Below are 26,796 nucleotides of genomic sequence, written 5' to 3' on the forward strand. Positions count from 1 at the left end.
CTCCTACAGCGGCGTGCCGAGCTTGCGCCGGCGCGGGAAGATGAAGCGGGCCAGCAGCCAGAAGCCGGCGCGCATCAGCAGGGACAGGGCCAGGTACAGGCCCCACAGCACCACGAAGACCTCGAAGTTGCGGTAGGTGTCCGACTGGATGCGGTTGGCCACGGCCAGCAATTCCTCGGCGCCCACCGCCGACATGATGCTGGAGGCCAGCATCAGCAGCACGAACTGGCTGGTCAGCGACGGGTACACGCGTTCCACCGCCGGCCGCAGCACCACGTGCCAGAACACCTGGCGCGGCGACAGCGCCAGGCATTCGCCGGCCTCCAGCTGGCCCTTGTGGATGGACTCGATGCCGGCGCGCATGATTTCGCAGGTATAGGCGCCGATATTGATCACCAGCGCCAGCACCGCGCCCGCCATGATGGGCAGCGTCACCCCGGCGCTGGACAGGCCGAAGATCAGGAAATAGCTCTGCACCAGCAGCGGCGTGTTGCGGATCGCCTCGACATAGGCGCCCGCCAGCCGGCGCAGCCAGGCCCGCCGGCTCAGGCGCGCCAGCGCGCACAGCGTGCCCAGCACGAAGCCCAGCACCGTGGCGCAGAATGACAGCTTGATGGTGACCCACGCGCCGTCCAGCAGCAGCGGCCATTGCTCCAGCACCGCCGCGAAATCGAACTGATAATTCACGGTCCCTCCCCGGATCGCGGCACGAGGCCCGCTCAGGCCGCGCGCGCGGCCGGCATGCAGGCCGGGCCGATCGGCTCGAAGGACTTGTAGGTCAGGATGAACTCGCGGTGTCCCAGCCCTTCGGACTTGCTGGGCGCGCCCAGCGCCACGTCGCGGACCTGGCCGTAGATCTCCTCGGCGACTTCCTGCAGCGTGCCGCGCCCCTCGATGATGCGGCCGGCGTCCACGTCCATGTCCTCGCCCAGCTTGCGGTAGGTGTCCGGGTTGGCGCAGACCTTGATGACCGGCGACACGGCCGAGCCCACCACCGAGCCACGCCCGGTGGTGAACAGGATCACATGCGAGCCGCAGGCGATCAGCTCGACGATCTCGGCGTTGTCGCTGATGTTGGGAAAGCCGAAGCGCGGTTCGCCGTCGGGCACCACGTCCAGCAGGTACAGGCCGCCGAAGGGCGGCACGTCGCCCGGCTTGATGATGCCGGCTATGGGCGAGGCGCCGCTCTTGGCATAGGCGCCCAGCGATTTTTCCTCGATGGTCGACAGGCCGCCGTCGGCGTTGCCGGGCGCGAAGCTGCCATGCCCCATGATGCTGTAGTAGCGCGCGGCCTTGTTGACGCAGGCCACGATCTCCTCGCCCAGCTCGGGCGTGGCGGCGCGGCGCTTCATGTGGAACTCGCAGCCCACCAGCTCGCCGGTTTCCTCGAAGATACAGGTGGCGTCGTCCTCGATCAGCATGTCGAAGGCGCGGCCCACGGCCGGGTTGGCGCTGATGCCGCTGGTGCCGTCCGAGCCGCCGCAGATGGTGCCCACCACCAGTTCGCTCAGCGCCATCGGCACGCGCGTCTGGCGCGCCAGCGCGGCCGCCGTCTCGCGCACCCAGGCCACGCCCTCGGCGATCGTGCTGCGCGTGCCTCCGCGCTGCTGGATGGTCAGCGTGGCCACCGGCCGCCCGGAGTCGGCGATGGCCTGCTCCAGCTTGCGCTTGTTCATGCTCTCGCAACCCAGCGACACCAGCAGCGCCGCGCCCACGTTGGGATGGGTGGCGATGGCCGTCATCATGCGCTCGGCATAGCTGTTCGGAAAACAGCCCGGAAAGCCGACCAGATGCACCTGCACGTCGCCTTCCAGATGGCGGAAGTCCAGCGTGATCTCGCGCGCCACGTGATGCGCGCACTCGACCAGATAGGCCACCACGATGACGTTGCGTATGCCCTTGCGGCCGTCGGCGCGCGGATAGCCACTCAAGGCCGGGGCGGTGGTTTTCATGCCGTGCATCTCAGTTCTCCAAAATGGCTGACGCATTTCACACAACACAACAGGTGCCCTCCCATCGGGATGCCACGGAGCCGGCTTTGCCGGGCGGTCGGCGTTCCCCTGGGGGAAAGCGCGCAGGGCTTCGGGGGGGCCACCCCACGGAGCCGCCTTTGTCGGGCCGCAGGCATGCCCCCTTGGGAGAGGTCTACCTATCGTTGAACGTATGGCCCTCTTCCAGCGTGTAGGTCGGCGTGTAGTCGCTGTCGAGGTTGTGCGTATGAATGTGGTCCCCGGCCGCGACGGGCTGGGTCAGGCTGCCGATGACGGCGCCGTACTTCAGGATCTTCTCGCCCTTGGGCATCGCATGGCGCGCCAGCTTGTGGCCCAGGCCCAGCGGCGCGCGAACCGTGGCCGCCCCCTGCTCCAGCGCTACTTCAGCGCCCGCCGCCAGCGGACTGCACACGATCAAACAGTTGTCTTCGAGGGAGATCAGCAGCAGACGCGGATCGATCATGGCTTGTCTCTCGGTGGTTTTATGTGATTTCGTTTTGTGTATGAAATCAATTTTCAAACTTGAGGTCAACCAGGGAAATCACCATTTCCGATAGAAACTGCCAAAAATACGGGTAAACACTGGCACACATATCAATCTTCATTCCTCATGACCTGCCATTTTTCCCGTATATTTGTTTTATTGATGAAATTCATTTTTCAATCAAGCAACAGGCAAGGCCCGCAAGCCGCCTCAACAGGAGCAGAGACAGCATGACGCAACGTTTGCAGAACAAACGGGCGCTGGTGACCGCCGCCGGCAACGGCATCGGCCTGGCCAGCGCCCTGGCCATGGCGCGCGAAGGCGCCGAGGTCTGGGCCACCGACATCAACCAGGACGCGCTCGCCCAGCTGGCGCGGCAGGCGCAGGCCGAGGGCCTGGCCAAGCTGCGCACGCGCGCGCTGAACGTGCTGGATACGCAGGCGGTGCAAGCCTGCGCCCAGGAGATCGGCGCGCTGGACGCGCTGTTCAACTGCGCCGGCCACGTCCACGCGGGCAACATCCTCGAATGCCCGGAATCGGATTGGGACTTCGCCATGGACCTGAACGCCAAGTCCATGCACCGCACGATCCGCGCCTTCCTGCCGGCCATGCTCGAACGCGGCGGCGGTTCCATCATCAACATGTCCTCGGCCGCTTCCAGCGTCAAGGGCGTGCCCAACCGCTACGCCTATGGCGCGTCCAAGGCCGCCGTGATCGGCCTGACCAAGGCGGTGGCCGCCGACTTCGTGGCGCGCGGCATCCGCTGCAACGCCATCTGCCCCGGCACCATCGAATCCCCCTCGCTGCGCGACCGCATCGCCACGCAGGCGCGCCAGGCCGGCACCGACGACGCGACCGTGCGCGCCGCCTTCGTGGCCCGCCAGCCCATCGGCCGCGTCGGCCGCGCCGAGGAAGTCGCGGCGCTGGCGGTCTACCTGTCCAGCGACGAATCCGCCTTCACCACCGGCACCATCCAGGTCATCGACGGCGGCTGGTCCAACTGACGCCGCCGCGTTTCTGCCCCAGATTCATCCCCAGATTTCCTGCCCCAGACTTCCTGCCCCAGGCTTTCTTCCCTATCCTTTTCCGTGATCCCCCATCCTCCCATCCCCCATCAGGAGCCCGCATGAAACTCGTTCGCTACGGCCAGCCCGGCCAGGAAAAACCCGGCCTCATCGACGCCCAGGGCGCGCTGCGCGACCTGTCCGGCGTGGTCGCCGACATCGGCGGCGCCGCGCTGGCGCCCGAATCGCTGGCCCGCATCGCCGCGCTGGATGCGTCCGCGCTGCCGCGCGTGGACGGCCAGCCGCGCCACGGCTGCCCGGTGGCCGGCGTCGGCAAGATCGTCTGCGTGGGCCTGAACTACGCCGACCACGCCGCCGAGTCCGGCCTGCCGGTGCCGGCCGAGCCGGTGCTGTTCCTCAAGCCCAGCTCGTCCATCACCGGTCCCGACGACGACGTCATCATTCCGCGCGGCTCGATCAAGACCGACTGGGAAGTCGAGCTGGGCATCGTGATCGGCAAGAAGGCGTCCTACGTCGAGGAAAGCGAGGCGCTGGACTACGTGGCCGGCTACGTGGTGGTCAACGACGTGTCCGAGCGCGAATACCAGATCGAGCGCGGCGGCCAGTGGGACAAGGGCAAGGGCTGCGACAGCTTCGCGCCCATCGGCCCCTGGCTGGTGACGCGCGACGAGATCGCCGACCCGCAGAACCTGGGCATGTGGCTGGAGGTCAACGGCAAGCGCTTCCAGGACGGCAGCACCCGCACCATGGTGTTCGGCGTCAAGCAGCTGGTCAGCTACATCAGCCAGTTCATGTCGCTGCTGCCCGGCGACGTCATCAGCACCGGCACGCCGCCCGGCGTGGGCCTGGGCCAGAAGCCGCCGCGCTACCTGAAGGCCGGCGACGTCATGCGCCTGGGCATCGAGGGCCTGGGCGTGCAGTCGCAAAAGACCCGCGCCTGGTCGCGCTGACGCGGCGCAAGCCGCTGCCAGCGATCGCCTATACTCGCGCCACACGTTCCGCCCAGCCCTCATGCCCGCCAAGAAAACCCGCACGCCCGCCCTGCCCGATCCCGCCCCCGCCGCGCCCGCCGAGGCGGATGGCGGGCAGCGCTATGCGGCGCCCGCGCTGGAAAAAGGGCTGGACATCCTGGAGGCGCTGGCCGCCAGCTCCGCCGGCTATACGCTGGCCGAGCTGGCGCAGCGGATCGACCGCAGCGTCAGCGAGATCTTCCGCATGGCGGTGACGCTGCAGCGCCGAGGCTACGTGCAGGTCGACGAGAACGACCGCTACACCCTCACCCTCAAGATGTTCGAACTGGCGCACCGCCAGCAGCCGCTGAAATCGCTGGTCAGCGTGGCGCTGCCGCTGCTGCGCGAGCTGGCCAGCCGCGCGCGCCAGTCCTGCCACCTGGCCGTGTATCAGGGCGGCCGCGTGGTCGTCATCGCCCAGGTCGAAAGCCCCGAGCGCTGGTCCTTCGGCCTGAAGGTCGGCGTCAACATGGGCCTGACCGACACCTCTTCCGGCCACGTGCTGCTGGCCTTCCGCGACGAGGTCGAACGCACCCGCATGCTGGCCGCCCACATCAAGGTCGAGGGCGAGCTGGAATCCGATCCCGGCGAACTGTTCGCCATCCTGGCCGAGGTGCGCCAGCGCGGCTGCGCCTCCATGCCCAGCCGCCAGATCCGCGGCATCACCAACGTGGCCTACCCCGTGATGGGCGCGGCCGACCATGTGATCGCGGCCATCAACGTGCCGCACATCGAGCGCATCGACCAGAAGGTCAGCCCCGATATCGCCCAGGTCGGCCAGATCGTCGGCAATGTGGCCAAGCGGCTGTCGGCGCTGATGGGGTATAGCGGATATCTGCCCGAGGACGGTTGAGCGCCGGCGGATACGGCCGCGACCGGGCGACGGCGCGATGCGCCATCCGGCCTACGCCGGACGCGCGGGATCGATGATGGAATGCGCCAGGTCCTCGACGTACGCATCGAAGGCATCGATGCCCTGCTCCAGGATCAGCGCGGCCTCCTTCTGGCTGATGGGCACCACCCATTGCAGCGCTACCGTCTCGCCGCCGACTGGAATGCGCTCCAGCTCCTCGCTTTCCCCGCGCAGCTCATCGATCAGGATGGCCTTCGCGGTCCAATTCCGCGGCGCGAGCGGGCTGGCGCCCATCACGCGCGGCGGCTCGGAACCGTCCGTGTTCTCGATGCTGTGGGCGATCAGGTCGCAGAAATAGCCGTACACCCGGTCCACGCCTTCCCCGCCCAGGCCTGCTTCCAGCGCCATCATCCATTCGGCGTGAGCCGCTCCGGTCTTGTGATGGACGCGGGACAGGCCCACGGTCGCGTAGCGGGCCGGATGCGCGCTCGCCGCCGGCGGGAAATGATAGATCTCGATCCGCGCCTGCCCCGCGCGCCCTGTCATCACGACGCGGTGCGCCGGCATGCCCCAAGCCTGGATATACCGTCCCAGCACGACCGTCCTGGTCACGTCAAAGGACAGCGCCGCCTCCCTGGCCGATTCGATTTCGAGCTGCGCACCCTTCATTGTTCTTCCCGTTGTGCCGGTCCGGCGTCCACGCCCTGTCGCCACGCGACCCGTCTGACCAGTCATCCGGGCAGCCGCCTGGACGACAAGGCGTAGGCATTCTACCGGCAGGCGCCCATGGCGGCTGCCGGCCACATCCGGCGCGCCGCCCGCCATCGGCCCCACCGTGGCACCTATTGATCCCCCCATCTGGCCCTAGCGTTCCATCCCCATCCGGGCAAACTGGCATCACACCGCAGCGACGCGGAGCAGCCGGACGCGCCGGGACGCGGTCTCACCCACGGAGATCACCATGAACGCGAGTTTGCGCATCATCCGCCGCTGCCTGCCCGCCGGCCTGGCCGCGCTGTTGCTGGCGGCTTCCGCCCAGGCCCAGACCAGGCTGGTGGTCGGCTACCAGCTGATCGTCGGCCCCTTCCTGACCGCCATCGCCGACGGCAGCATGGACGCCGCCCTGAAGGACGCCGGCTACCAGGTCGACTGGCGCCAGTTCACGTCCGGCGGCGACATTTCCACCGCGCTGGCCTCGGGCAAGGTGCCGGTGGGCGTGCTGGGCTCGACCGGCATCACCGCCGCCGCCACGCGCGGCGTGGACCTGCAACTCTTCTGGGTGCTGGACAACATCGGCAAGTCCGAGGCGCTGGTGGCGCGCAACGGCTCGGGCATCGCAAGCACCGCCGACCTGAAGGGCAAGCGCGTTGCCACGCCGTTCGTGTCGACCTCGCACTTCCACCTGCTGGTCGGGTTGGAACAGGTCTGGAAGATCCCGCCGCGCGACGTGCGCATCCTGAACATGCAACCGCCGCAGATCGTCGCGGCCTGGGCGCGCGGCGACATCGACGCGGCCTATGTCTGGCCGCCGGCGCTGACCGAGATCTCCAAGAGCGGCAAGATCATCGCCGACTCGGAACAGATCGGCAAAGCCAGCGTGCCCACCTTCGACGGCCTGGTGGCCGACCGCGCCTGGGCCGAGAAGAACCCCAAGTTCATGGCTGCCTTCACCGGCGTGCTGGCCAGGTCCTATGCCGCCTACCGCGCAAACCCGGCGGCCTGGACGGCCGACTCGCCGCAGGTCAGGCACATCGTCAAGCTGATCGGCGGCAAGCCCGAGGACGTGGCCGAGGCGCTGGGCCTGCTGGTGTTCCCGACCGCTGCCGAGCAGGCCTCGGGCACCTGGCTGGGCGGTGGCAAGGAAGCCGGCGCGACGCGTGCCTTCAATGCCAGCGCGCAGTTCCTGAAGGAACAGAAGCAGATCGACAAGGCGCTGGGGGACTACAGCCCCTACGTGACGGACCAGTACGCCAAGGCGGCGGCAAAATAAGCGGGCGGCCGGGCCGCAACCGCGGCGCCGGCCTGATCGGGATCCAGCCCTGGCCGGATCCCGACGCCATCGATCAAGGGGAACAGGCATGCCCATGCAGTCACCCGAGGCGCGCGTGCTGTGCGCCGACCGAGTCAGCGTCACCTATCCCGGCCTGCACGACAGCGGCCCGGTGGTCGCGCTGCAGAACGTCAACCTGACCATACAGCCCGGCGAGTTCGTGGTGGCGCTGGGAGCATCCGGCTGCGGCAAGACCACGCTGCTGAGCCTGCTGGCGGGCTTTCTGTCGCCCACCGAGGGCCGCATCACGCTGGCCGGCCGGCCCATCGAAGGCCCTGGCGCCGATCGCGGCGTGGTGTTCCAGAAGCACGCGCTGCTGCCCTGGCTGAACGTGCTGGAGAACACCGAGTTCGGCCTGATGCTGCAGGGCGTGGACAAGCAGACCCGGCGCGCCCGCGCCCGCCGCAATCTGGAGCTGGTCGGGCTGCAGGACTTCCACCGCCACATGATCTACCAGCTGTCCGGCGGCATGCAGCAGCGCGTGGGCATCGCCCGCGCGCTGACCTGCGATCCCGCCATGCTGCTGATGGACGAGCCCATGGCGGCGCTGGACGCGCTCACCCGCGAGACCATCCAGGAGCTGCTGCTGGACATCTGGCGCGAGACCGGAAAGATGTTCTTCTTCATCACCCACAGCGTGGAAGAGGCGCTGTTCCTGAGTTCGCGGCTGATCGTCATGTCGCCGCGCCCCGGACGCATCACCCACACCTTCACGCCGGACTTCAACCGGCGCTTCCTGGAGACCCGCGATGGACGTGGCATCAAATCCAGTCCGGACTTCATCGCCATGCGCGAACAAGTCCTCGGCATCATCTACGGCGACGAGCGCGCCGCCGCCGATGAGCACGCCGTCCATGCCTGACGCGGCGCGGCCGCGCCGCCGGCCGCCCTCGCCCGGCAAGGTCTACGGCGCGCCGGGCGCAGGCTACAGCGGCCACATCAGCCTGCTGACCAGCGTCGCGCTGCTGGGCCTGTGGTTCCTGGTGACCGAGGCCGGCTGGGTCAAGCCGCTGTTCCTGCCCTCGCCGCTGGCGGTGTACGGCAAGTTCGTGTCCGCCATGACCGACGGCGTGGCCAACTCGACGCTGGCCGAGCACGCGCTGGCCAGCCTGTCGCGCGTGTTCGGCGCGTTCTTCCTGGCCTGCCTGACCGCCATCCCGGCCGGCATCCTGATGGGCGTGAACCGCTGGGCGCGCGGCGTGCTGGACCCGCCGATCGAGTTCTACCGCCCCTTGCCGCCGTTGGCCTACCTGCCGCTGGTCATCATCTGGTTCGGCATCGGCGAGTTCCCGAAGATCTTCCTGATCTACCTGGCCATCTTCGCGCCCATGGCCATCGCCGCGCGCGCCGGCGTGCGCTCCGTGTCGATCGAGCAGATCCACGCCGCCTACGCCATGGGCGGCTCGCGCGCGCAGATCGTGCGGCACGTGATCCTGAAGGCCGCGCTGCCGGAAATCTTCACCGGCATGCGCATCGGCATCGGCGTGGGCTGGACCACGCTGGTGGCGGCCGAGATGGTGGCGGCCGACCGGGGACTGGGCTTCATGGTCCTGAACGCCGCGCAGTTCCTGGCCAGCGACACCGTCATCATGGGCATCATCGTGATCGGCGCCTTCGCCTTTGCCTTCGACCTGCTGGTGCGCTACCTGGAACGGCTGGCGATACCCTGGAAGGGCCGGATCTGACGCTGCGTCCGCAGTTGCGTCCGGCGTTGCGTCTGAACCCGCGATACGGCGACCGGCAGGGCAATCCCCCATTCCTTGCCGCCACCCGCTCCTCTATGCTGGAGAACGGAACCGGCCGCCCGTCACGGCGCGCCGGCACCGGACGCCCCGCCGCTGGCGGCCGCGCCCGCCGCCCTCAGAAGGAGCCGCCATGTCCAGCCAGGCCGCGATGCTCAAGCCTGTGTTGTGGGAACGTCTGTTCGAACGCGAAAGCGCCCCCAATCTCAGCCTGCAGGGCCGCGTGCGCCAGATGCTGGTCTCGGCCATCCTCAGCGGCCACCTGCCGCCCGGCGCGCCGGTGCCGTCCAGCCGCCACCTGGCCGATCACCTGCGCATCGCGCGCAACACGGTGGTGTTCGCGTACCAGCAACTGGTCAGCGAGGGCTATCTGGTGTCGCGCGAGCGCAGCGGCCATTTCGTCAGCGACACGGTCATGCAGGGGCACCTGCAGAACCCCGCGCCGGGCCATGGCGCGCCCGCCGCGACAACGGCGGCCGATGACGCGCGGCGCCCCGCGCGCTGGGACGAGCGGCTGCGTTTCCGCCCCTCGTTGCAACGCAATATCGTCAAGCCGCGCGACTGGCAGAAGCAGCCCTACCCCTTCGTCTACGGCCAGTTCGACCAGGATCTGTTTCCCACCGCCGAATGGCGCGAGTGCTGTATCAAGGCGCTGTCGGTGCTGGACATCCGCAGCTGGGCGCCAGACCTCATCACCCACGACGACCCAGCGCTGATCGAGCAGATCCGCACCCAGGTGCTGCCGCGCCGGGGCGTCTGGGCCGACGCGTCCGAGATCGTCATCACCGTGGGCGCGCAGCATGCGCTCTATCTGCTGGCCGACCTGCTGGTCAACGACGACACCGTCGTCGGCATGGAAGACCCCGGCTATCCCGACGCGCGCAACATCTTCGCCAGCCACACCCGCCACCTGCTGCCGCTGCCGGTCGACGAACAAGGCCTGATCACCGGCACCCAGCTGCTGGGCTGCGACTACCTGTTCGTCACGCCCGGCCATCAATGCCCCACGTCCGTCACGCTATCGCCCGAACGCCGCGACAGCCTGCTGGCCCTGGCCAGCCAGGCCGACAGCATGATCATCGAGGACGATTTCGAGAGCGAGAGCCGCTGGGGCGCCGAGCCGGTGCCGGCGCTCAAGAGCCTGGACCGCGAGGGCCGCGTCATCTACGTGGGCAGCCTGGCCAAGTCCTTCGCGCCGGGCCTGCGCATCGGCTACATCGTCGCCCCGCCCGAGCTGGCGGTCGAGCTGCGCGCGCTGCGCCGGCTGATGCTGCGCCATCCGTCCGCCTACATCCAGCGCGCCTTCTCGCTGTTCATCTCGCTGGGCCACCACCATTCGCTGCTGCGGCGCCAGTCGCAGGAGTACCAGAAGCGCGGCGCCGAGCTGGCGCACGCGCTGGCGCGCCACCTGCCGGACTTTCGCGCCGCGCCCATCACCGGGTCCTCGTTCTGCTGGCTGGAGGGTCCGCCCTGGCTGGACGCCGCCGAGCTGGCCGAGGCCGCGCTGGCCGACGGCGTGGTGATCGAGCCGGGCAATGTGTTCTTCATGGACGGCGCCAGCGCGCCGCGCAACTTCCTGCGGATCGGCTTCACCTCGATCCGGCTGGAGCAGATCGATCCGGGCATCGCCCGGCTGGCGGAAGTGGTGCGCCGCTACCGCTTGCGGGCGGCGGCCTGAAGGGGGCCGGCGCGCCGGCCCCCGTCTTCACAACATCTCGTCGCGCAGGTAGTACCAGCGGTACAGCAGGCTCTGGCCGAGCCGGCGGAATGGCGCGAACAGATGGCCCGGCAAGGGCGAGTCGTAGATCGGCAGGTCCCATTTCAGGCCGTCCTGGCCCATCAGCCGCTGCGCCAGCCGACGGCCGGCATGCGCCGAGAACGACACGCCGTTGCCGCCATAGCCAAACGCGTAATAGACCTGCTGCGCGGGATCCGGCTGGGTCACGCGCGGCATCATGTCGTGGCTGACGTCCACCCAGCCCCACCAGGAATAGTCCACGTCCACATCGCGCAGCGACGGGAACTTGCGCACCAGCCCGGCCTTGAGCAAGGCCAGGTGGCGCGGGTTCTGCGCGTCGGCGCCATGGACCGCGCTGCGGCTGCCAATCTGCACGCGGCCGTCCGGCAGCAGCCGGTAGTAGAAGCGCAGCGTGCGCGTGTCGGTGATGAAGACGGTGCTCTTCAGGCCGGCCGCCTCCAGCTCCGCCGGCGACAGCGCGCGCGTCACCAGCGAGTTGGACAGCACCGGCATGATGCGGTTGTCCAGCAGCGGATTCACGCCCTGCGCCGTGTAGCCGCCTGTGGCGAAGGCCACGCGCCGCGCGCGCACCGTGCCGCCGGGGGTCTGCAACAGATAGGCGCCGTTCTGCGCGCGCCAGCCCAGCACCGGGCTGGACGGATGGATGCTCGCGCCCAGCGCGCGCGCCTGGCGCAGGTAGCCGTAGGCCAGCTTGAGCGGATGCACGCCCACGCCGTCCGGCTCCAGCAGCGCGCCTACGGCCTCGTGATCGTCCACGTAGCGCTCGCGCAGCTGGTCTTTGCTCAGCATGCGCGTGTCGTAGCCGAAGACCTCGCGCATGACGCGGCTCTCGTTCTCCAGGAAGGCCATCTTCTTCCGCCGATGCGCCGTATACAGATGGCCGCCCGGCTGCGCGTCGCAGTCCACCTGCGCCACCAGGCTCTTCCAGTATTCGAAGCCCTCGCGGATCTCGGCGTCCAGCCGGCGGGCCGTGTCCAGCCCCCAGCGCTGGATCCACTGCGATCGGTACAGCCGCCCCGAGGCGTTCTGGCCCTGGCCGCCGTTGCGGCTGGTGCAGCCCCAGACCGCGCGGTTGGCCTCCAGCACCACGGCGCGCACGCCGTAGTCGCGCGCCAGCGTCAGCGCCGCCGACAGCCCGGTGAAGCCCGAGCCGACCACGGCCACGTCCACCTCCATGTCGCCATTGACCGGGCCGTCGTCCTGCGGCGGCGGCCCGGCGGTGGCGACCCAGTAGGTGGGCGCGTAGTCCTGGCCCCGCCCCGGCGGCGACACCAGCGGATCGTAGGCCGGGTCGTAAGGCCGGGGGCCGGCGCGGCCCGGCGTCGAAGCGTCCATGCGGGCATTCCTCTGCGCATCCATGCGAGCGTCCATGCTTGGGCTCCCTGCGGTGTCGGGGCGGCGGCCGCCTCAGGCGCGCGCCGGCAAGGCCGGGCGCTGCTTGCGGTAGGCGTTCTTGACCTGGATCTTGCCGTTCTTGAAGGTGAACACGTCCACCATATCGGCCTCGACCCGCGAGCCGTCCGCCGCCGTGCCGGTGAAGGTCGATTCCGACACGCCATGCTCGCCGCAGACCCAGTGCCGGCCGTTGCGCCACTGGGCGTCCGGAAAGTTCTGCCAGGCCGCCGCGAAGGCGCGGCGCACGGCGTCGGGCCCCTCGTGCCGCGCGCCCCACTGCTCCGATCCGGCCACGGTCAGGAACACGCAGTCCTCGCTCATGAAGGACATCAGCGCATCGATGTCATGCCGGTTCCATGCGGCCGCGAATTCGGCCAGCATTTCCGCGCTGACGCTCTTGTCCATGGTGGTCCCCATTGCCTGCTCTCCTCTGTGGGCCTGTAGTCGCGGAACGGCGCGCCGCCCAGGCCCGCGCGGCATGCGCCATCGTCAGGATCAAGGTACGCGGCCGCCGTTGGATGGACTAGAACCAGACGGGGGGAATCGCTTGCACCAGAAGGCAGGCGGGAAGGCCGAAGCGCCCCACGCGCGGGCGGCAAGCCGCGTTCAGCCGAGGGCCGCCGCGTCCAGGCAGGCAGCGATCTCATCCTCGCCAACGGCCCCGCGCATGCCGATGAGCACCAGTCCAGGCTCGACGACATCGTCCGGACGCCGCGCCTGCGCGTCGAAACGCAGCCGCCGGCCCGCCCATTGCGCCAGCACCCAGCCATGCCGGTCGGTGCGCACCCAGCCCTTGGCGCGCATCAGCGGCCGTGGCAGGAGCTTCATCTGATCCGCGAAACGGCGCGCATCCAGCAGCGGCGGCGCGCGCCAGACCCAGGTATCGAAGGGATGTGCGGGATCGTCCTGCGGCGCGTGCGCGTGGCCGTGCTTCGTATCGCACGCGCCGCACCCGCAAGCACGGGCGTCCCAGTCCCCCTCCAGGCATTCCAGCCCGACGCGGCCCTCGCGCGCCTCGACCATGGCCGTGCCGCCGGTCTGGCCATGCAACCAATGCCGCAGCGCGTCCAGCGCCTGCCCGGACACCAGATCGGTCTTGTTCAACACCAGCAGATCGGCGGCGCGCAACTGCCGCGCCACCGTGTCCGCCAGCAAGGGATCGGCCGCCACGTCGCGGATCGCGGCGGCGTCCACCAGCACCGCCACGCCTTCGAGCTGCAACAGCGGATCGGCCAGCCCGACCTGCGCGATGCGCGCGGGGTCGGACACGCCGCTGGCCTCGATCACGATCCATTCCGGCGGCGGATCCAGCGCCAGCACCCGCGCCAGCGCTTCGTCAAGGCCGCCGGCCAGCGAGCAGCAGACGCAGCCGTTGGCCAGCCGCAGCACCTGCCCGGCGCTGTCCGCCAGCAGGCCCGCGTCCACGTCCACCGGCCCGAAGTCGTTCACCAGCACCGCCGCGCGCCGCCGGTCCTGCGCCAGCGCATGGTTCAGCAGCGTGGTCTTGCCCGCGCCCAGGAAACCGCCGACCACGGTCAGCGGGATGCGTCCGCCCCTTGCGCCGTCCATCTCAGGCGTCCGAGGCCATCGGCCGTCCGCCGACAACCGTGCCCAGCACGCGCGCGTCCTTCAGGCGCTCGGCCGGCAAGGCCGAGGGATCGTCCTCCAGCACGCAGAAATCGGCGTGCTTGCCAACCTCGATGGAGCCGACCAGATGATCCATGTGCAGCGTGTAGGCCGCGCCCAGCGTGATGGCGCGCAGCGCCTCGTCCACGCCTATGCGCTCGGACTCGCCCAGCACCCGGCCCGAGGATGTCGTTCGCGTGGCCGCGCACCAGGCGGTGAACAGCGGCCCCAGCGGCGTGATCGGCGCGTCGGAATGGATGGCGTAGCGCACGCCCTCGCGCGCCGCCGTGGCGCAGGGGTCCATGCGCTCGGCCCGGTCCGGCCCCATGGTCTGTGCGTAGTGCGCGTCCCCCCAGTAGTAGATGTGGTTGGCGAACAGGTTGGCGCACAGGCCCAGGCTGGCCATGCGCCGGAACTGCGCCGCGTCCGCCATCTGGCAGTGCTGCAGCGTGTGCCGGTGGTCCGGCCGAGGGTGTCGCGCCAGCGCCCGTGCCACCGCCTCGATCGCCACCTGCGTGGCCTCGTCGCCATTGGTGTGGATGTGCAGCTGCGCGCCGGCCTCGTGATAGGCCTGCACCAGCCCGTCCAGCTCGCCCGGCGCCGTCACCCAGATACCGTTGGGCGCGCCGTTGTGATAACCGGGCCAGCGCAGGCGCGCCGTGAAACCCTGGATCGAGCCGTCGACCACCAGCTTGACCATGCCCAGGCGCAGCTTGTCGTGGTTCAGCGCCGTGGCGGCGCGCAGCGTTTCCAGGCAGCGCGCCGGATCGCCCGGAAAGGCCAGCGCCGAGGCCGCCGGCACGATGCGCACCGGATAGTCCGGCTCGGCCGTGATGCGCGACAGCCGCGCCAGCCCTTCCCCTTCCAGCTCGTTCACCAGATCGGTCGCGGTGGTGACGCCGGCGCGCCGCGCCACCTGCCCGAACAGCCGCAGCCCGTCTTCCGACAGGCCCACGGTGCGGAAGGGGTTGCCGATCAGGCGTATCACGGGAAACATGGCGGCGAATTCGCACAGCTCGCCGCTGGGGCTGCCGTCGGGCAGGCGGGTAATGCCGTCCACATCGGTATCGGCATCGATGCCGGCCCGCGCCAGCATGGCGCCGTTCACGTTCATCAGGTGCATGCTGGCGTGCATCACCACCACCGGCCGCTGACTGGACACGGCGTCCAGGTGGCGGCGGTCCATGCGCTGGCCGCCAAAGTAGATCGGGTCGAAGCCCCAGCCGATCAGCGTCCGGTCCGCCGGCAGCGCGGCCTCGGCCTCGCGCAGCCGCGCCGCCACCGCCTCGAAGCTCTTGAGCCCGGTCCAGGTCCTGCCGTCCGGACCGCGACGATCGTAGTAGCCCACATACACGAACTGCCACATGCCGCCCTCGGGCAGATGGCAGTGGCCTTCCACCAGGCCGGGCATCAGCACCCGGTCGGCGTAGCGGCGGTCCAGCTCGGCCGGTCCCCAGGTCTTGAGCTCATCCAGCCCGCCCACTCCCAGGATGCGGCCGTCGCGCACCGCCACGTGAGTGGCACGCGGCCGGGCCGGATTCATGGTCAGGATGCTGCGGGCCTGGTAGATCGTGGTCGGAACGGCGGGTTGGGACATGGATCGGACTCCTGTGGCGGGATAGTGAGCAGGCTGCATAGCGGGAGGCGGCCGCGCAGCCCGGCAGCCCAGGCCGAGGCCGGGCGCGGCGCGCCCATGAACTTGCCGGCCGCTGAACTTGTCGTCATCTACAGTGGCGCGACCAGCGCGCCGTCGCGCAGCTCGACGAAATGGCAGGCCACGCCATGGCCTGGCGCCACCTCGCGCAGCGGCGGCTCGCTGGCGGAACAGGCCGGCCGCGCGGCCGGACAGCGCCCCGCGAACCGGCAGCCCGGCGGCGGATCGACGGGGCTGGGCGGATCGCCAGACAGCCGCACGCGGCGCGCGGCGGCCTCGCGCCCGCCGCGCACGGTGGGCACCGCCGACATCAGCGCCACGCTATAGGGATGCAGCGGCCGCGTGAAGAAGGCGCGACGCGAGGCGCGCTCGATGATCTTGCCCAGGTACATCACCGCGATGTCGTCGCAGATGTGCTCGACCACCGCCATGTCGTGCGAGATGAACAGGAAGGACTGGCCGCGCTCGCGCTGGATGCGGCGCAGCAGGTTCAGGATCTGCGCGCGGATGGCGATATCCAGCGCCGACACCGGCTCGTCGCAGACGATCAGGTCCGGCCCGCTGGCCAGCGCCCGCGCCACGTTCAGCCTCTGCCGCTGGCCGCCGGAGAACTGGTGCGGATACAGCGCCTGCTGGTCCTGCCGCAGGCCCACCAGCTCGAACATCTCGGCCACGCGCGTCGCGCGCCCGGCCGCCGGGCCGATGTCCATCAGATCCAGCGGCGCGCGCACGATGTCGCCGGCGCGCTGGCGCGGGTTGAGCGAGGAATACGGATCCTGGAACACCAGCTGCAGCCGGCGGCGCATGCGCCGCAATGGCTCGCCGCGCAAGGCGGTCAGGTCCTGCCCGTCGAAATGGATGGCCCCGGCGGTGGGCTCCGACAGGCGCAGCACCGACAGCGCCGTGGTGGTCTTGCCGGAGCCCGACTCGCCCACGATGGCCAGCGTGCGGCCCCGCGCCAGCTCGAAGGACACGCCGTCCACGGCCTTGACCGTGGCGGTCCGGCCGCCGCCGCCCGATACGGGGAAATGCACGGCCAGGTCACGCACCGACAGCAGCGGCGCGGAGACGGCCGAGGCCGGGGCCGGAGTCTGGATGGGAATCTGGGTCTGGATCATGCTTGCGCCTCCACATAAAGCCAGCAGGCCACGCCATGCTCCGCGCCGGATGCAGCGGCGTCGGAAGCCGTCGCGGCATCGACGTCCATGCGTATCGCGCCGGCCCGCGACGGCCGCGCCAGCGGCGGAAACGCCTCGCGGCAGCGCTGCATCGCCCGCTCGCAGCGCGCCTCGAACGGACAGCCTGGGCCGCGATCCCAGATCGACGGCACCACGCCGGGGATCTCCGGCAGATCCGGCCGCGCCTCGTCCGGCTCGCGGTCCAGCTCCGGCAGGCAGGCGATCAGGCCCTGCGTGTACGGATGCAGCGGCTCGGCCAGCACGTCGCGACAGGCGCCCTGCTCGACGATGCGCCCGCCATACATCACCACGATGCGGTCGGCCATCTCGGACACCGCGCCCATGTCGTGCGTGATCATCAGCACCGCCGTGCCGCGCCGCGCCTGCTGCTCGCGCAGCAGGTCGAAGATCTGCGCCTGCACGGTCACGTCCAGCGCGGTGGTCGGCTCGTCGGCGATCAGCACGGCCGGATCGCAGGCCAGCGCGATGGCGATCATCACGCGCTGGCGCATGCCGCCGGACATCTGGTGCGGATAATCGTCCACGCGCCGCTCGGGCGCCGGTATGCCCACCGAACGCAGCATCTCGATGGCACGCGCCCGCGCCCGCGCCTTGTCCAGGCCCTGGTGCAGCCGCAGCGGCTCGGCGATCTGCTCGCCCACCGTGTAGACCGGATTCAGCGCGGTCATCGGCTCCTGGAAGATCATGGAAATGCTGTTGCCGCGCACCTGCCGCATCGCGCCCTCGTCGCGCGCGGCCAGGTCCTCGCCGCGCAGCAGCACGCGGCCGCCGCCGATGCGTCCCGGCTCGGGCACCAGCCGCATGATGGCCAGCGCCGTCATGCTCTTGCCGCAGCCGGACTCGCCCACCAGACACAGCGTCTCGCCCGGCCGCAGCTCGAAGCTGACCGCATTGAGCACGTCGGCACTGCGACCGCGCGCGCGAAAGGCCAGCGTCAGGTTCTCCACGCGCAGCACCGGATCGGCCGCGCCGGCCGCCGGCGCATCGCCGGGCGTCGTCACTGGCAGGACGGCGGCGTTCATAGCCGTCCCCTGGACGCCGGATTGAGCGCATCGTTCAGGCCGTCGCCGATCAGGCTCACCGCCAGCACCGTCAGGAAGATGGCCGCGCCGGGCAGCGTCACGGCCCACCACGCGGTCAGGATGTAGGGGCGGTTGCTGCCGATCATCAGCCCCCAGCTCATGACGTTGGGATCGCCCAGGCCCAGGAACGACAGCCCGGCCTCGAACAGCACCGCCGTGCCCACCGCCAGCGTGGCCGACACGATCAGCGGCGCCAGCGCATTGGGCAGGATCACCCGCCAGATGATGCGCGCGTCGCCCGCGCCGATGACGCGCTCGGCCAGCACGTACTCGCGCCGCTTGAGCCGCAGGAACTCGCCGCGCGCCAGCCGCGCCGTGCCGGTCCAGCTGACCACGCCGATGGCGATGGCGATCGTCGCCAGCGACGGCGAGAACAGCGTCACCAGCACCATCGCGAACAGCAGCGTGGGCAGCACCTGGAAGAACTCGGTGACGCGCATCAGCGCCTCGTCGATCCAGCCGCCGTAGTAGCCGGCCAGCGCGCCCACCGTCACCCCGATCAGCACCGACAGCACCGCCGCCACCACGCCCACCAGCAGCGTGGCGCGGCCGCCGTGGACCAGGCCGGTCAGCACGTCGCGCCCCAGGTAGTCCGTGCCCAGCAGGAATTCGGCGCCGGGCGGCTCCATCGGCGCGCTGACGATCTCGAAGGGATCGGCCGGCATCAGCGCCGGGCCGAACAGCGTCACCGCCAGCACGGTCGCCAGCAGCAGCAGGCCGACGACGGCGGATGGATTGCGCAGGAAGGCGCGCAGCGCCTCGCGCGACTGGCGGGCCGGCGCGCGGCCGGGCGCGGCGACAGCGCCCGTCGCCACGGCGGCCGGGGCGGCGGCGACGGATGTAACGGACGGGACGGATACAGCGGATACGGCGCCCGGCGGCGCGGCGGGAGTCTGGCTCATGATGTCTTGATCCGGGGGTCGACCAGCCGGTAGGCCAGATCGGTGAGCTGGTTCATCACCACCACCAGCAGGGAGGCGAACAGCAGGATGCCCAGCAGCGTCGGATAGTCGCGCCGCAGCACCGAGTCGAAGGCCAGCCGGCCCAGGCCGGGCCAGTTGAAGACCGTCTCGACCAGGATGGCGCCCGCCAGCACATTGCCGAACTGCAGGCCCAGCATCGTCACCACCGGCAGCACGCCGTTGCGCAGCGCGTGCTTGTACAGCACCGTGCGCTCGGGCAGGCCCTTGGCGCGCGCGGTGCGGATGTAGTCGGCGGACAGCGCCTCGATCACGCTGGCGCGCGCCAGCCGGCTGTATTGCGCCAGGTAGACGAAGCCCAGCGTGCAGGCCGGCAGCACCAGGTGATGCAGCACGTCCAGCGCGCCGGCCCAGCCCAGCTCGGACGCGCCCGCCGTGCGCATGTCGGACACCGGGAAGATCGGCAACACTGACGCGAACAGGATGATGAGCAGGATGCCGGTCCAGAACACCGGCGCCGAGTAGCCGACGATGGACAGCAGCGTGATGCCCTGCGACAGCGGCCCGTTGGGCTTGCGCGCGGCCAGCGTGCCCAGCAGCGTGCCGGCCAGGAAAGCGCCCAGCACCGAGGTCACGACCAGCAGCAGCGTGGCCGGCACGCGATCCCAGATCAGCTGCGTCACCGGCAGGTTGAAGAAATAGGAATGGCCCAGGTCGCCGCGCAGCACCTGCCCCAGGTACAGCCCCAGCTGCGCGATGAAGGGCTTGTCCAGCCCGTATTGCGCGCGCAGCTGGGCGCGCAGTTCCTCGCTGATGCCGCCCATCGAGCCAGCGATGGTCTCGACCGGATCGCCCGGCGAAATGTGGATCAACAGGAAATTCAGCGTCACCACCGCCAGCAGCAGCGCCAGCGCATAGGCCAGCCTGCGTCCCAGGTATCTCAACATGGCGCCCTCCTCGGCCTTATTGCAGCCAGGTCTCGTCCAGCGGCGACAGCACGCCCCAGATGCCTTCGGGCAGGCCGTGGACCTTGCGCGAAGCCAGGGTGTGGTACGGGATCACGGTCAGGAAGTCGATCGGCAGGTCTTCCGTGACCAGTTTCTGGAACTCGGCGTACAGCGCGCGGCGCTTGCCCTCGTCGGTTTCCACGCCGGCCTGCTCCAGCAGCGCGTCGACCTTGGGGTTCCTGTACGACTGGGTGTTGGTCCAGACGATGTCGCGGATGTTGCTGGACAGGTAGGTCCGGTGCACGCCGATCACCGGGTCGCCCCAGTTGAAGACGATGTCCGTGGTCAGGTCGAAATCATGGCTGGCGATGCGCTTGGCCCAGGTCGGGAAATCCGGCGAGGCGCGCACCTGCACCGCGATGCCGACCTTCTTGAGCTGGCTGCGCAGGTATTCGGCCACGTTCTTGCCCTGCACGTCGCTGCCCGGCATGTAGTCCACGGTCAGCGTCATGCGCTCGCCCTTGCCGTCCTTCTTCAGGCCGGCCTCGTCCAGCAGCTGCTCGGCGCGCTTCAAGTCCAGCGGATACTTCTTCAGGTCGGCCGAGGCATAGGGGCTGGTGGCGATGATGGGGCCGTCGGCCACCGTGGCGAAACCGCCGTTCAGCGCCTTGGCGATGAAATTCTTGTCGATGGCGTAGGCGATGGCCTGGCGCACCCGCGCGTCGTCGAAGGGCTTGCGCGCGGTGTTGAAGGCCAGCCAGCTCAGCGCGCCGATGCCTTCGTAGCCACGGCTGGTCATCGAAAGCGCGGCATTGTCCTTGGCGCGCCGCAGCAGCGTCGGCTCGCTCATATAGGGCAGCACCTGCACATCGCCGCGCTCCAGGCCGATCAGCAGGTTGGTGGCGTCGGGGTTGATCTTGACCACCACGCGGTCCAGGTAGGGCTTGCCGGGCAGGAAGAACTTGTCGAAGCGCTCCAGCACGATTTCCTGGCCGGGCTTGAATTCCTTGAGCCGGTACGGTCCCGAGCCAACCATGTCGGCCGAATTGCGCGGATGCGATTTCAGGTCCTGGCCGTCGCCGTAGACATGCTTGGGCAGCACCGGCATCAGCGCCGGCGACATGGCCAGCAGGATGGCCGGATGCGGCCGGGACATGCGCAGCACCGCCGTGTAGGGATCCGGCGTCTCCACGCTGTCGACCGGCGCCAGCATGGTCTGGAACGGATGGTTCTGCTTGACCGCCATGACCGAGAAGGCCACGTCCCCGGACGTCACCGGCTTGCCGTCATGGAACAGCGCGTCCTTGCGCAGATGCAGCGTCAGCGTGCGCGCGTCGGGCGACAGCTCCCAGGATTCCGCCAGATACGGCTGCGGCTTCCAGTCGGCGTCAAAGCGCAGCGGGCTGGCAAAGAGCTGCGCGCTGGGCAGCGCCGTGGCGATGCCGGACTGCACCGCGCCGTTCAGGTGGCGCGGCACCTGCGTCGAGCCGATCACCAGCGTGCCGCCCGTCTTGGGCGTTTCCGCCGCGCCGGCCGAGCCGAGCGCGAACGCGGTAAGCAAGCCGGCCAGGATATGTCTTGCGCTGCGCATGTCGCTTCCCCCTTGGAATCGTGGTCCATCGGCCGCTTCGTGCGTGCCGACGGCCTGGGGTCAAGCGTAGCCACGGGCCGGAGCCGGGCTTAGTACCAAAACGCCGCTGTCGTTGGTGCCAGTAAAAGATTGCACGGCGCGCCCGGGGCGCTGGCTGATGCAACAGCGCCCCGGGTCAGCCGTCAGAACTTCCAGTTCAGATTGCCGCGCACCGCGTGTTCCGAGCCGTTCCCGGCAAGCAGGCCGCCATAGGACAGCCCGGCGCTGAACCGCTCGTTCACCACCAGCTCCGCCCCCAGGTCGATCAAGGCGCTGTTGCGCTCCAGCGCCGCGGTCGCGACGCGATAGGACGCCCCGCCCGCCACGAATCCCAGGCGCGCCTGCTGCGTGGCGCCGGTCAGCAAATGCTGCCAACCCAGCCCCGCCGATAGCTTCAGCTGCCCGGCCCGGCCCATGTCCAGGCCGGTCTGGCCGCGCAATCCCAGCGTGGACAGCGCCGCATGCGTCCTGCTGCCACGGTCCTCGAGCGCCGCGCCGCCGCCGCGCTCGCGCTTGCGATGCGTCTGCTGGCTCACATAGGCCAGGCCCGCATAGGGTTCGAACACCGTGGTTTCGCCCAGGAAACGGCGATAGCTCGTTTCGGCGAAGAACTGCTGGGTATCGCCGCTGAAACGGCCTTTCAGCTCATCCGACGCGCCCTCATAGGCGACGCTGCGCTTGACCTTGCCATCGTGCCAGCTATGCGCCGTGCCCAGCAGCAGCCCCCAGGCGCCCGGCCGCCAGCTTGCATAGGCGCCCAGGTGATAGCTGTCCACATCGGACGAGGCGCTCATTCCCGGAACGCGCACCTGGTTGCGTCCATAACCCGACACCAGCCCCGCGCGCAGCGTCGGCGTCAGGCTGGCGTCGCCGCCCGCCCAAAAGCCGGTGACGCGGCTGCGGTAGCCGTCCACCCCGTCACCGCTGCCGGCCCGGCTCCATGCCCCCAGCGGCTGGACCCAGACTCGCGGCCCGTCCCCCATCCCGACGCGCTGTTGCTGCGTGATGACGGCCTCGCGCAGCAGGCGGCTGTCGCGCATCAGCGCCGCCTGGGTCGCCGGATAGATCTCGCCGGCAAGCTGCCGGAACGCGCCGCTGGCCTGTTCGGCGCTGGCCAGGCCCAGCACGCTTTCATAGAGCGGCGTGCCGGCCTCCAGCGTCTCGAGCGCGGCGGCAACCCGGCGTTCGTTCGGCGTGCGGGCCACGCTGGCGAAGGGAGTCGCGTTGCGATCCAGCCGCAAGCTCAGGCCTTGCGCGCCGTAGTTCGGCACGGCCCCCAGGAACAGGAAGTTCGGTTCGACCACGTCAAAGCGGCCAGTCAACCCTCCTGCCGCCGTCAGCACCTCTAAAGTGCGGCCCTTCAGTGACCGCGCCTGCGCCAGGTCGAGCAGACCGGGAGCGAATTCAAGCCGCAAGCCCAGCGCGCCGCCTGTGACCGTGGCCTTGCCCCCGGCGATGATCCGGTCGAAATCCGAGCCGTCGGCCTTGATCTCGACGTCGTAGCGCGAGCCCGGCGCGAAGCTGACATCGCCGGCCACCCGCAAGGCACCCACCGAATGGCCGGGCGATACGGTGCCGCCGGCATTGACCGCCAGCGCTTGCAGCCTGCCATTGCCGCCCAGCATCCCGCCTTGATTGATCGTTACCTTGCCGCTGACGCCGTCGACGGACGCCGCTCCGCCATTCAGGGTGATGTCGGCGCTGACACCCTGCACCGTCAACATGCCGGTCGCGTTGACCAGCGTAGGCGAAGTGATGGAGCCATTCGCGTCGATCACCAGCTCGCCGCCGTTGACGCGCGTCTCGCCCATGTAGGTATTCCTGCCGGCCAGGATCAAGGTGCCGCCGCCGCTCTTGGTCAGGCCCGCCTCGTAGGCCGCGGGATCGGCCAGCTTGCTGGTGAGCCGGGCGATGCGCGCTTCCGTGATCTTGTATTCGAATCGCAGGGCGGCCTTGGCCGCATCGACATCGCCGTCGGCAATGCCGAACGTCGTGGCATTGAGCGCGGACTGGAGTTCCTGGCTGATGCTGTCGGCAATCCACGGGTACGAGGGATTCGCCGCGTAGGTTGTCAGATACTGGCCATATTCTGTACCCGCCAAGAGCTTAGACAACACGGAAGCCGCGACGGGATTGCCCTGAACCGCCTGGTACTCGGACGAGAAATTCTGTGTCTTGATGGCGGTCGCGAGCTTTTGCAATGTCGTAATTGCGTCACGACGCAAACCGTCGAAGTAGGCGCGCTGCTTATCGTCCGGATACCCGCCCGGCATGCCCGCCTTCCTGGCCTGCCAGCCATTGACCTCGGCCTGGTCCTCTTTCTTCCTTTGGACAATGGCATCCTGGGAAATATCGTTGGTCCACGTATCCTTCTGCCCGCTGGGCAGGTTGTAGTCGGTGCGGCCCAATAGCTGGGCGGGACCGTTCATGGCCTTGCGCAGGTCCACGAGCCCCCAACCACCGAATTCGTTTGGATACTTGGCGGAGCCAGCCATGGCCGGCCGGACATCGCTATACAGCGTATTGTCATAGGCAACGCTACGGCTTGGGTCTGGCACCATGTTTCGCGCCGTGGTGAACATCACCATCAAGGCCTGCTCATTGCTCATGTACGGAAACCGCTCCATGATCAGACCCAGGGCGGCCGATGCATGCGGCGCGGCCGCCGAGGTGCCATTGAAATTCTTGTAGCTGGCACGGGATGGCTTGGCGGCATTTCCGTCGAATGAAGGGGATTCGACCCCAGTGGGCGCCATGACGCACCACCACTTCGCGATTCCACACTGGTTGTAGACCTGCCCAACCGTCTGGCTATAGCCCGTCGTCGTCAACCAATTGCCTTCGAGCTCGGGGTGAAAATACGGATAGGCGCCGCGCATGCTGGCATTGCCATAACCGGAGTTACCCGCACTGAAATTATTCACCACGCCGCCACGCGACGCCTTGGCGGCGGCATCCAGCCATGAACCCGCGCCCGACTTGGCGCGCACCTCTTCATGCTGGCGGTAGGCATCGATCACATTCGCCAAGGTATCGTACTTTTCGGACGGCGGCTGCGAGCCCCAGCTGTTGCTGATGATGCGCACGCCGCTTCTTGCCAGCGCGCCATACACCTCGGAGAGATACTTGGCGTCCGATGCCGGGTACTTGGGATCGGCCACCCCAAACAAGAAGCCATCGCTTGCATTGGTATTGGCGACAAGCACCCTCGCATCCGGCGCCACGCCATGCATGCCCAGGCCATCGCGAGACGCCCCGATCACTCCGCTCACCCGGGTGCCGTGCGTGTCATTCCTGGCATTCAGCACGCCCGGTATGCCGGCCGCAAGGATGGGAGAAAACCGGCTTGGCGCAAGCTCGGGATGCTTGTCGTAGTAGCCGGAATCCAACACCCCGATGACTGCGTTCTTCCCCGTATAGCCGGCGGCATAGGCGTACTCGGCATTCATCGCGCCCAGCCCCCATTCCTCCATGAATTCAGGCGTTCTCCAGCTGTCCGGCTTGCCGGGCTGTCCCGGCTCTACATACGGAGAACCCGACACCCCTGATCCCGGAATCGATGGACTCTGCGCCATCACGGACGGGCCCGCCAACTGCGCGCTCATGCCAGTCCAGAATATTCCCTTCAGCACCCCTGAACGTGCTGTCCTTCCCCATGATTTTTTCTTCATCGCTCTCGCTTCCCGTCGGTGCCATGCATGCGAAATGGAACTTCCTTGAAACAGCGCATGCGAGGCTAGCACCGGGGCGTGCGTAGCGATTACTCGTCTCGATAATCCGGAATCATCTGATCGTGTTAACCCTAGCGGGTCGATGACTTGCGGGCGCGCGCAAGCTCTCCGGGCGCGGTGCACGGCCAAGTGCGACGCCCAGGACCCGCGCCCGAGGCGCGCAAGAGAAAGACGGATCAGGCCGCGGCGGCCACCGCGGCGTTTTTCGGAAAGAAGATGGCGCGGCTGGGATCGAAGTCGTACAGGCCTTCGAAATCGGCCGCGTCCGAGGCCAGTTCCAGCACCGACGCCAGGATGAAATCGGCCTTGGCGTCCGACAGCAGCGCGCTGAAATTCAATCTGACGAATCCGGGCTTTTCGATTTCGCGACCGTCAAGAATGGCCTGCCGCATGAGCAAGGACTGCTCTTCGCCGATGTCGAGCAGGCGATGGACATAGGGCCCGGCGCATGCGCAGCCGCCCCGGGCCTGGATGCCGAATCGGTCGCTCAGCATGCGCGTGACCAATTGCTGGTGCACGAAACCGCCCTTGCCGTCACGCACGCGGAAAGAAAATACCGGCAGGCGGTTGGCCGTCAGCGACCCCAGCAGTTCCAGTTGCCCGGCGTCTTTCCAGGCGCCCAGCGCCCGCTGCACGAAGTGCGCGTTGCGTTGTTGCATGAAGTCGGCGCCCAGCGCTTCCTTCACCAGCAGGACCAGCGCGGCGCGGATATCGCCCACGACGTTTGGGGTGCCCGCCTCTTCGCGCGATTCCAGGCTGCCGCTGTAATCGTGGCCGGCCGGCGACACGAACTTGACGGTGCCGCCGCCCGGCCAGGCCGGCGTCGTCTCGGTCACGGCGTCGCGCCGGACGATCAGCACGCCCGAGGCGCCGGGACCGCCGATGAACTTGTGCGGCGAGAAAACGATGGCGTCGATCTGCGCATCGGCGGCGGGCGACATCTGGATGGACAGGTACGGCGCGCCGCCGGCGTAGTCCCACAGCATTTTCGCGCCTGACCGCTTGACCTGCCGCGTGATGGCCGGGACGTCCGCGACGATGCCCGTCACGTTCGAGGCCGCCGACAGCGCGCAGATGACGAGCGTGCCGTCCGGCGCTTGCAATGCGGCGGCCAATTCGGCCAGGTCCGGTCCGCCTTCGGGGCTTTCCCCCAATTCGATGACGTCGGCGCCGCATTCGCGCCAGGGCAGGATGTTCGAGTGATGCTCATACGGGCCGATGATCACGCGGACCTGCCGGCCCGCCGCGAGGGCCGCGCGCACGCCAAGAAGATGGACCAGCCGGTTGATGCCGGCCGTTGCGCCCGAACCCGCGAAGATCACCGCATGCGCTTCGTCCGCGCCGCAGCACCGGGCGATGGCGGCGCGCGCTTCGCGACGCAGCCGGGTGATGAAGCCGCCGCAATAGGACGCTTCGGTATGCGAGTTGGCGTAATACGGCAGCACTTGCTCAAGGATGAAGCGTTCCACCTGCATCAAGGCGCGGCCGGACGCCACGTAATCGGCATAGACCAGCGGCTTCGCGCCGAACGGGCCGTCGATGGCGGCATCCTTGCCGATGAGCCCTTCCGCGAGCGCCGCCGCGACGTCGCCGGTTTTCAGGCTCTCTTGAAACTGCTGCAAGGGGGTGGTCTTGGCGGGGCTGGTCGCGATGGGGGTAGACATGGTGGCGCGGGTTCCGGTAAATAGCGAAATATCA

Annotated in this window: 22 protein-coding genes; 7 read left to right on the forward strand and 15 right to left on the reverse strand. The window is 68.9% G+C overall.

The annotated features are described in order from the left end of the window. Positions 1–3: 3 nt before the first annotated feature. From AC6LJ9_RS04575 to AC6LJ9_RS04585, 3 genes are all read right to left on the reverse strand, one after another. Positions 4–687 carry an amino acid ABC transporter permease gene (locus tag AC6LJ9_RS04575; protein WP_103274188.1) on the reverse strand — a complete coding sequence of 228 codons (684 nt, stop codon included), beginning with the start codon at positions 685–687 and terminating at the stop codon, positions 4–6. A gap of 32 nt (positions 688–719) precedes the next feature. Then, positions 720–1,952, reverse strand: a complete 1,233-nt coding sequence (locus AC6LJ9_RS04580) for a UxaA family hydrolase (protein ID WP_498146598.1) — start codon at positions 1,950–1,952, stop codon at positions 720–722. 193 nt (positions 1,953–2,145) lie between these two features. Then, positions 2,146–2,454 carry a UxaA family hydrolase gene (locus tag AC6LJ9_RS04585; protein WP_498146599.1) on the reverse strand — a complete coding sequence of 103 codons (309 nt, stop codon included), beginning with the start codon at positions 2,452–2,454 and terminating at the stop codon, positions 2,146–2,148. A gap of 251 nt (positions 2,455–2,705) precedes the next feature. On the opposite strand from AC6LJ9_RS04585, the gene AC6LJ9_RS04590 reads away from it, so the two are divergent. From AC6LJ9_RS04590 to AC6LJ9_RS04600, 3 genes are all read left to right on the forward strand, one after another. Continuing rightward, positions 2,706–3,479 carry an SDR family oxidoreductase gene (locus AC6LJ9_RS04590; RefSeq protein ID WP_498146600.1) on the forward strand — a complete coding sequence of 258 codons (774 nt, stop codon included), beginning with the start codon at positions 2,706–2,708 and terminating at the stop codon, positions 3,477–3,479. A gap of 122 nt (positions 3,480–3,601) precedes the next feature. Further along, complete coding sequence (locus AC6LJ9_RS04595) at positions 3,602–4,450, forward strand: fumarylacetoacetate hydrolase family protein (protein WP_498146601.1); 849 nt, start codon at positions 3,602–3,604, stop codon at positions 4,448–4,450. A 61-nt stretch (positions 4,451–4,511) separates the two neighbouring features. Further along, positions 4,512–5,363, forward strand: coding sequence for an IclR family transcriptional regulator (locus AC6LJ9_RS04600; protein ID WP_498146602.1), 852 nt, complete (start codon positions 4,512–4,514; stop codon positions 5,361–5,363). A 51-nt stretch (positions 5,364–5,414) separates the two neighbouring features. Here the strand turns inward: AC6LJ9_RS04600 and AC6LJ9_RS04605 are convergent, their stop codons facing one another. Beyond that, positions 5,415–6,032 (reverse strand): suppressor of fused domain protein, encoded by a 618-nt coding sequence (locus tag AC6LJ9_RS04605; RefSeq protein WP_498146603.1) that lies wholly within the window; start codon positions 6,030–6,032, stop codon positions 5,415–5,417. A 292-nt stretch (positions 6,033–6,324) separates the two neighbouring features. On the opposite strand from AC6LJ9_RS04605, the gene tauA reads away from it, so the two are divergent. From tauA to pdxR, 4 genes are all read left to right on the forward strand, one after another. Next, positions 6,325–7,353 carry a taurine ABC transporter substrate-binding protein gene (tauA, locus tag AC6LJ9_RS04610; RefSeq protein ID WP_498146604.1) on the forward strand — a complete coding sequence of 343 codons (1,029 nt, stop codon included), beginning with the start codon at positions 6,325–6,327 and terminating at the stop codon, positions 7,351–7,353. A gap of 88 nt (positions 7,354–7,441) precedes the next feature. Next, positions 7,442–8,275 carry a taurine ABC transporter ATP-binding protein gene (locus AC6LJ9_RS04615; RefSeq protein ID WP_212319571.1) on the forward strand — a complete coding sequence of 278 codons (834 nt, stop codon included), beginning with the start codon at positions 7,442–7,444 and terminating at the stop codon, positions 8,273–8,275. Beyond that, positions 8,268–9,098, forward strand: a complete 831-nt coding sequence (locus AC6LJ9_RS04620; RefSeq protein WP_212319583.1) for an ABC transporter permease subunit — start codon at positions 8,268–8,270, stop codon at positions 9,096–9,098. The genes AC6LJ9_RS04615 and AC6LJ9_RS04620 overlap by 8 nt, the downstream gene beginning before the upstream one ends. Before the next feature lie 190 nt (positions 9,099–9,288). Continuing rightward, positions 9,289–10,833, forward strand: coding sequence for a MocR-like pyridoxine biosynthesis transcription factor PdxR (gene pdxR, locus AC6LJ9_RS04625; RefSeq protein WP_498146605.1), 1,545 nt, complete (start codon positions 9,289–9,291; stop codon positions 10,831–10,833). 27 nt (positions 10,834–10,860) lie between these two features. Here pdxR and AC6LJ9_RS04630 read toward each other — a convergent pair whose 3' ends face one another. The 11 genes from AC6LJ9_RS04630 to AC6LJ9_RS04680 form a co-directional block, all read right to left on the reverse strand. Then, on the reverse strand, positions 10,861–12,249 hold the full coding sequence (locus AC6LJ9_RS04630; RefSeq protein ID WP_498146606.1) for an NAD(P)/FAD-dependent oxidoreductase: 1,389 nt from the start codon (positions 12,247–12,249) through the stop codon (positions 10,861–10,863). 72 nt (positions 12,250–12,321) lie between these two features. After that, on the reverse strand, positions 12,322–12,714 hold the full coding sequence (locus AC6LJ9_RS04635) for a nuclear transport factor 2 family protein (RefSeq protein ID WP_498146670.1): 393 nt from the start codon (positions 12,712–12,714) through the stop codon (positions 12,322–12,324). 201 nt (positions 12,715–12,915) lie between these two features. Next, on the reverse strand, positions 12,916–13,878 hold the full coding sequence (locus AC6LJ9_RS04640; RefSeq protein WP_498146607.1) for a CobW family GTP-binding protein: 963 nt from the start codon (positions 13,876–13,878) through the stop codon (positions 12,916–12,918). A 1-nt stretch (position 13,879) separates the two neighbouring features. Next, the gene (locus AC6LJ9_RS04645) at positions 13,880–15,532 is read right to left on the reverse strand and encodes an amidohydrolase (RefSeq protein ID WP_498146608.1); all 1,653 of its coding nucleotides are present in this window, start codon (positions 15,530–15,532) and stop codon (positions 13,880–13,882) included. A gap of 128 nt (positions 15,533–15,660) precedes the next feature. Next, complete coding sequence (locus AC6LJ9_RS04650; RefSeq protein ID WP_498146609.1) at positions 15,661–16,707, reverse strand: ABC transporter ATP-binding protein; 1,047 nt, start codon at positions 16,705–16,707, stop codon at positions 15,661–15,663. Next, positions 16,704–17,810 carry an ABC transporter ATP-binding protein gene (locus AC6LJ9_RS04655; RefSeq protein WP_498146610.1) on the reverse strand — a complete coding sequence of 369 codons (1,107 nt, stop codon included), beginning with the start codon at positions 17,808–17,810 and terminating at the stop codon, positions 16,704–16,706. Before AC6LJ9_RS04655 ends, AC6LJ9_RS04650 begins: the two co-directional genes overlap by 4 nt. Next, a complete protein-coding gene (locus AC6LJ9_RS04660; RefSeq protein WP_498146611.1) occupies positions 17,807–18,772 on the reverse strand; it encodes an ABC transporter permease in 966 nt (321 codons plus the stop codon). Before AC6LJ9_RS04660 ends, AC6LJ9_RS04655 begins: the two co-directional genes overlap by 4 nt. After that, positions 18,769–19,737 (reverse strand): ABC transporter permease, encoded by a 969-nt coding sequence (locus tag AC6LJ9_RS04665; protein ID WP_498146612.1) that lies wholly within the window; start codon positions 19,735–19,737, stop codon positions 18,769–18,771. The genes AC6LJ9_RS04660 and AC6LJ9_RS04665 overlap by 4 nt, the downstream gene beginning before the upstream one ends. 16 nt (positions 19,738–19,753) lie before the next feature. After that, positions 19,754–21,328, reverse strand: coding sequence for an ABC transporter substrate-binding protein (locus AC6LJ9_RS04670; protein WP_498146613.1), 1,575 nt, complete (start codon positions 21,326–21,328; stop codon positions 19,754–19,756). A 182-nt stretch (positions 21,329–21,510) separates the two neighbouring features. After that, entirely contained in the window at positions 21,511–24,972 is a 3,462-nt protein-coding gene (locus AC6LJ9_RS04675; RefSeq protein ID WP_498146614.1) for an autotransporter domain-containing protein, read from the reverse strand. 302 nt (positions 24,973–25,274) lie between these two features. Further along, the gene (locus AC6LJ9_RS04680) at positions 25,275–26,762 is read right to left on the reverse strand and encodes an aminotransferase class V-fold PLP-dependent enzyme (RefSeq protein ID WP_498146615.1); all 1,488 of its coding nucleotides are present in this window, start codon (positions 26,760–26,762) and stop codon (positions 25,275–25,277) included. Positions 26,763–26,796: the final 34 nt, after the last annotated feature.

The sequence above is a fragment of the Achromobacter sp. 1011811831 genome (assembly GCF_059760905.1).

Coding starts and splice junctions, on each gene's coding strand:
- AC6LJ9_RS04620 (WP_212319583.1), top strand. CDS start 8,268: ATGCCTGACGCGGCGCGGCCGCGCCGCCGGCCGCCCTCGCCCGGCAAG.
- AC6LJ9_RS04645 (WP_498146608.1), bottom strand. CDS start 15,532: ATGTCCCAACCCGCCGTTCCGACCACGATCTACCAGGCCCGCAGCATC.
- AC6LJ9_RS04655 (WP_498146610.1), bottom strand. CDS start 17,810: ATGAACGCCGCCGTCCTGCCAGTGACGACGCCCGGCGATGCGCCGGCG.
- AC6LJ9_RS04630 (WP_498146606.1), bottom strand. CDS start 12,249: ATGGACGCTTCGACGCCGGGCCGCGCCGGCCCCCGGCCTTACGACCCG.
- AC6LJ9_RS04665 (WP_498146612.1), bottom strand. CDS start 19,737: ATGTTGAGATACCTGGGACGCAGGCTGGCCTATGCGCTGGCGCTGCTG.
- pdxR (WP_498146605.1), top strand. CDS start 9,289: ATGTCCAGCCAGGCCGCGATGCTCAAGCCTGTGTTGTGGGAACGTCTG.
- AC6LJ9_RS04640 (WP_498146607.1), bottom strand. CDS start 13,878: ATGGACGGCGCAAGGGGCGGACGCATCCCGCTGACCGTGGTCGGCGGT.
- AC6LJ9_RS04600 (WP_498146602.1), top strand. CDS start 4,512: ATGCCCGCCAAGAAAACCCGCACGCCCGCCCTGCCCGATCCCGCCCCC.
- AC6LJ9_RS04590 (WP_498146600.1), top strand. CDS start 2,706: ATGACGCAACGTTTGCAGAACAAACGGGCGCTGGTGACCGCCGCCGGC.
- AC6LJ9_RS04615 (WP_212319571.1), top strand. CDS start 7,442: ATGCCCATGCAGTCACCCGAGGCGCGCGTGCTGTGCGCCGACCGAGTC.
- AC6LJ9_RS04605 (WP_498146603.1), bottom strand. CDS start 6,032: ATGAAGGGTGCGCAGCTCGAAATCGAATCGGCCAGGGAGGCGGCGCTG.
- tauA (WP_498146604.1), top strand. CDS start 6,325: ATGAACGCGAGTTTGCGCATCATCCGCCGCTGCCTGCCCGCCGGCCTG.
- AC6LJ9_RS04675 (WP_498146614.1), bottom strand. CDS start 24,972: ATGAGCGCGCAGTTGGCGGGCCCGTCCGTGATGGCGCAGAGTCCATCG.
- AC6LJ9_RS04635 (WP_498146670.1), bottom strand. CDS start 12,714: ATGGACAAGAGCGTCAGCGCGGAAATGCTGGCCGAATTCGCGGCCGCA.
- AC6LJ9_RS04595 (WP_498146601.1), top strand. CDS start 3,602: ATGAAACTCGTTCGCTACGGCCAGCCCGGCCAGGAAAAACCCGGCCTC.
- AC6LJ9_RS04580 (WP_498146598.1), bottom strand. CDS start 1,952: ATGAAAACCACCGCCCCGGCCTTGAGTGGCTATCCGCGCGCCGACGGC.
- AC6LJ9_RS04650 (WP_498146609.1), bottom strand. CDS start 16,707: ATGATCCAGACCCAGATTCCCATCCAGACTCCGGCCCCGGCCTCGGCC.
- AC6LJ9_RS04680 (WP_498146615.1), bottom strand. CDS start 26,762: ATGTCTACCCCCATCGCGACCAGCCCCGCCAAGACCACCCCCTTGCAG.
- AC6LJ9_RS04660 (WP_498146611.1), bottom strand. CDS start 18,772: ATGAGCCAGACTCCCGCCGCGCCGCCGGGCGCCGTATCCGCTGTATCC.
- AC6LJ9_RS04670 (WP_498146613.1), bottom strand. CDS start 21,328: ATGCGCAGCGCAAGACATATCCTGGCCGGCTTGCTTACCGCGTTCGCG.
- AC6LJ9_RS04585 (WP_498146599.1), bottom strand. CDS start 2,454: ATGATCGATCCGCGTCTGCTGCTGATCTCCCTCGAAGACAACTGTTTG.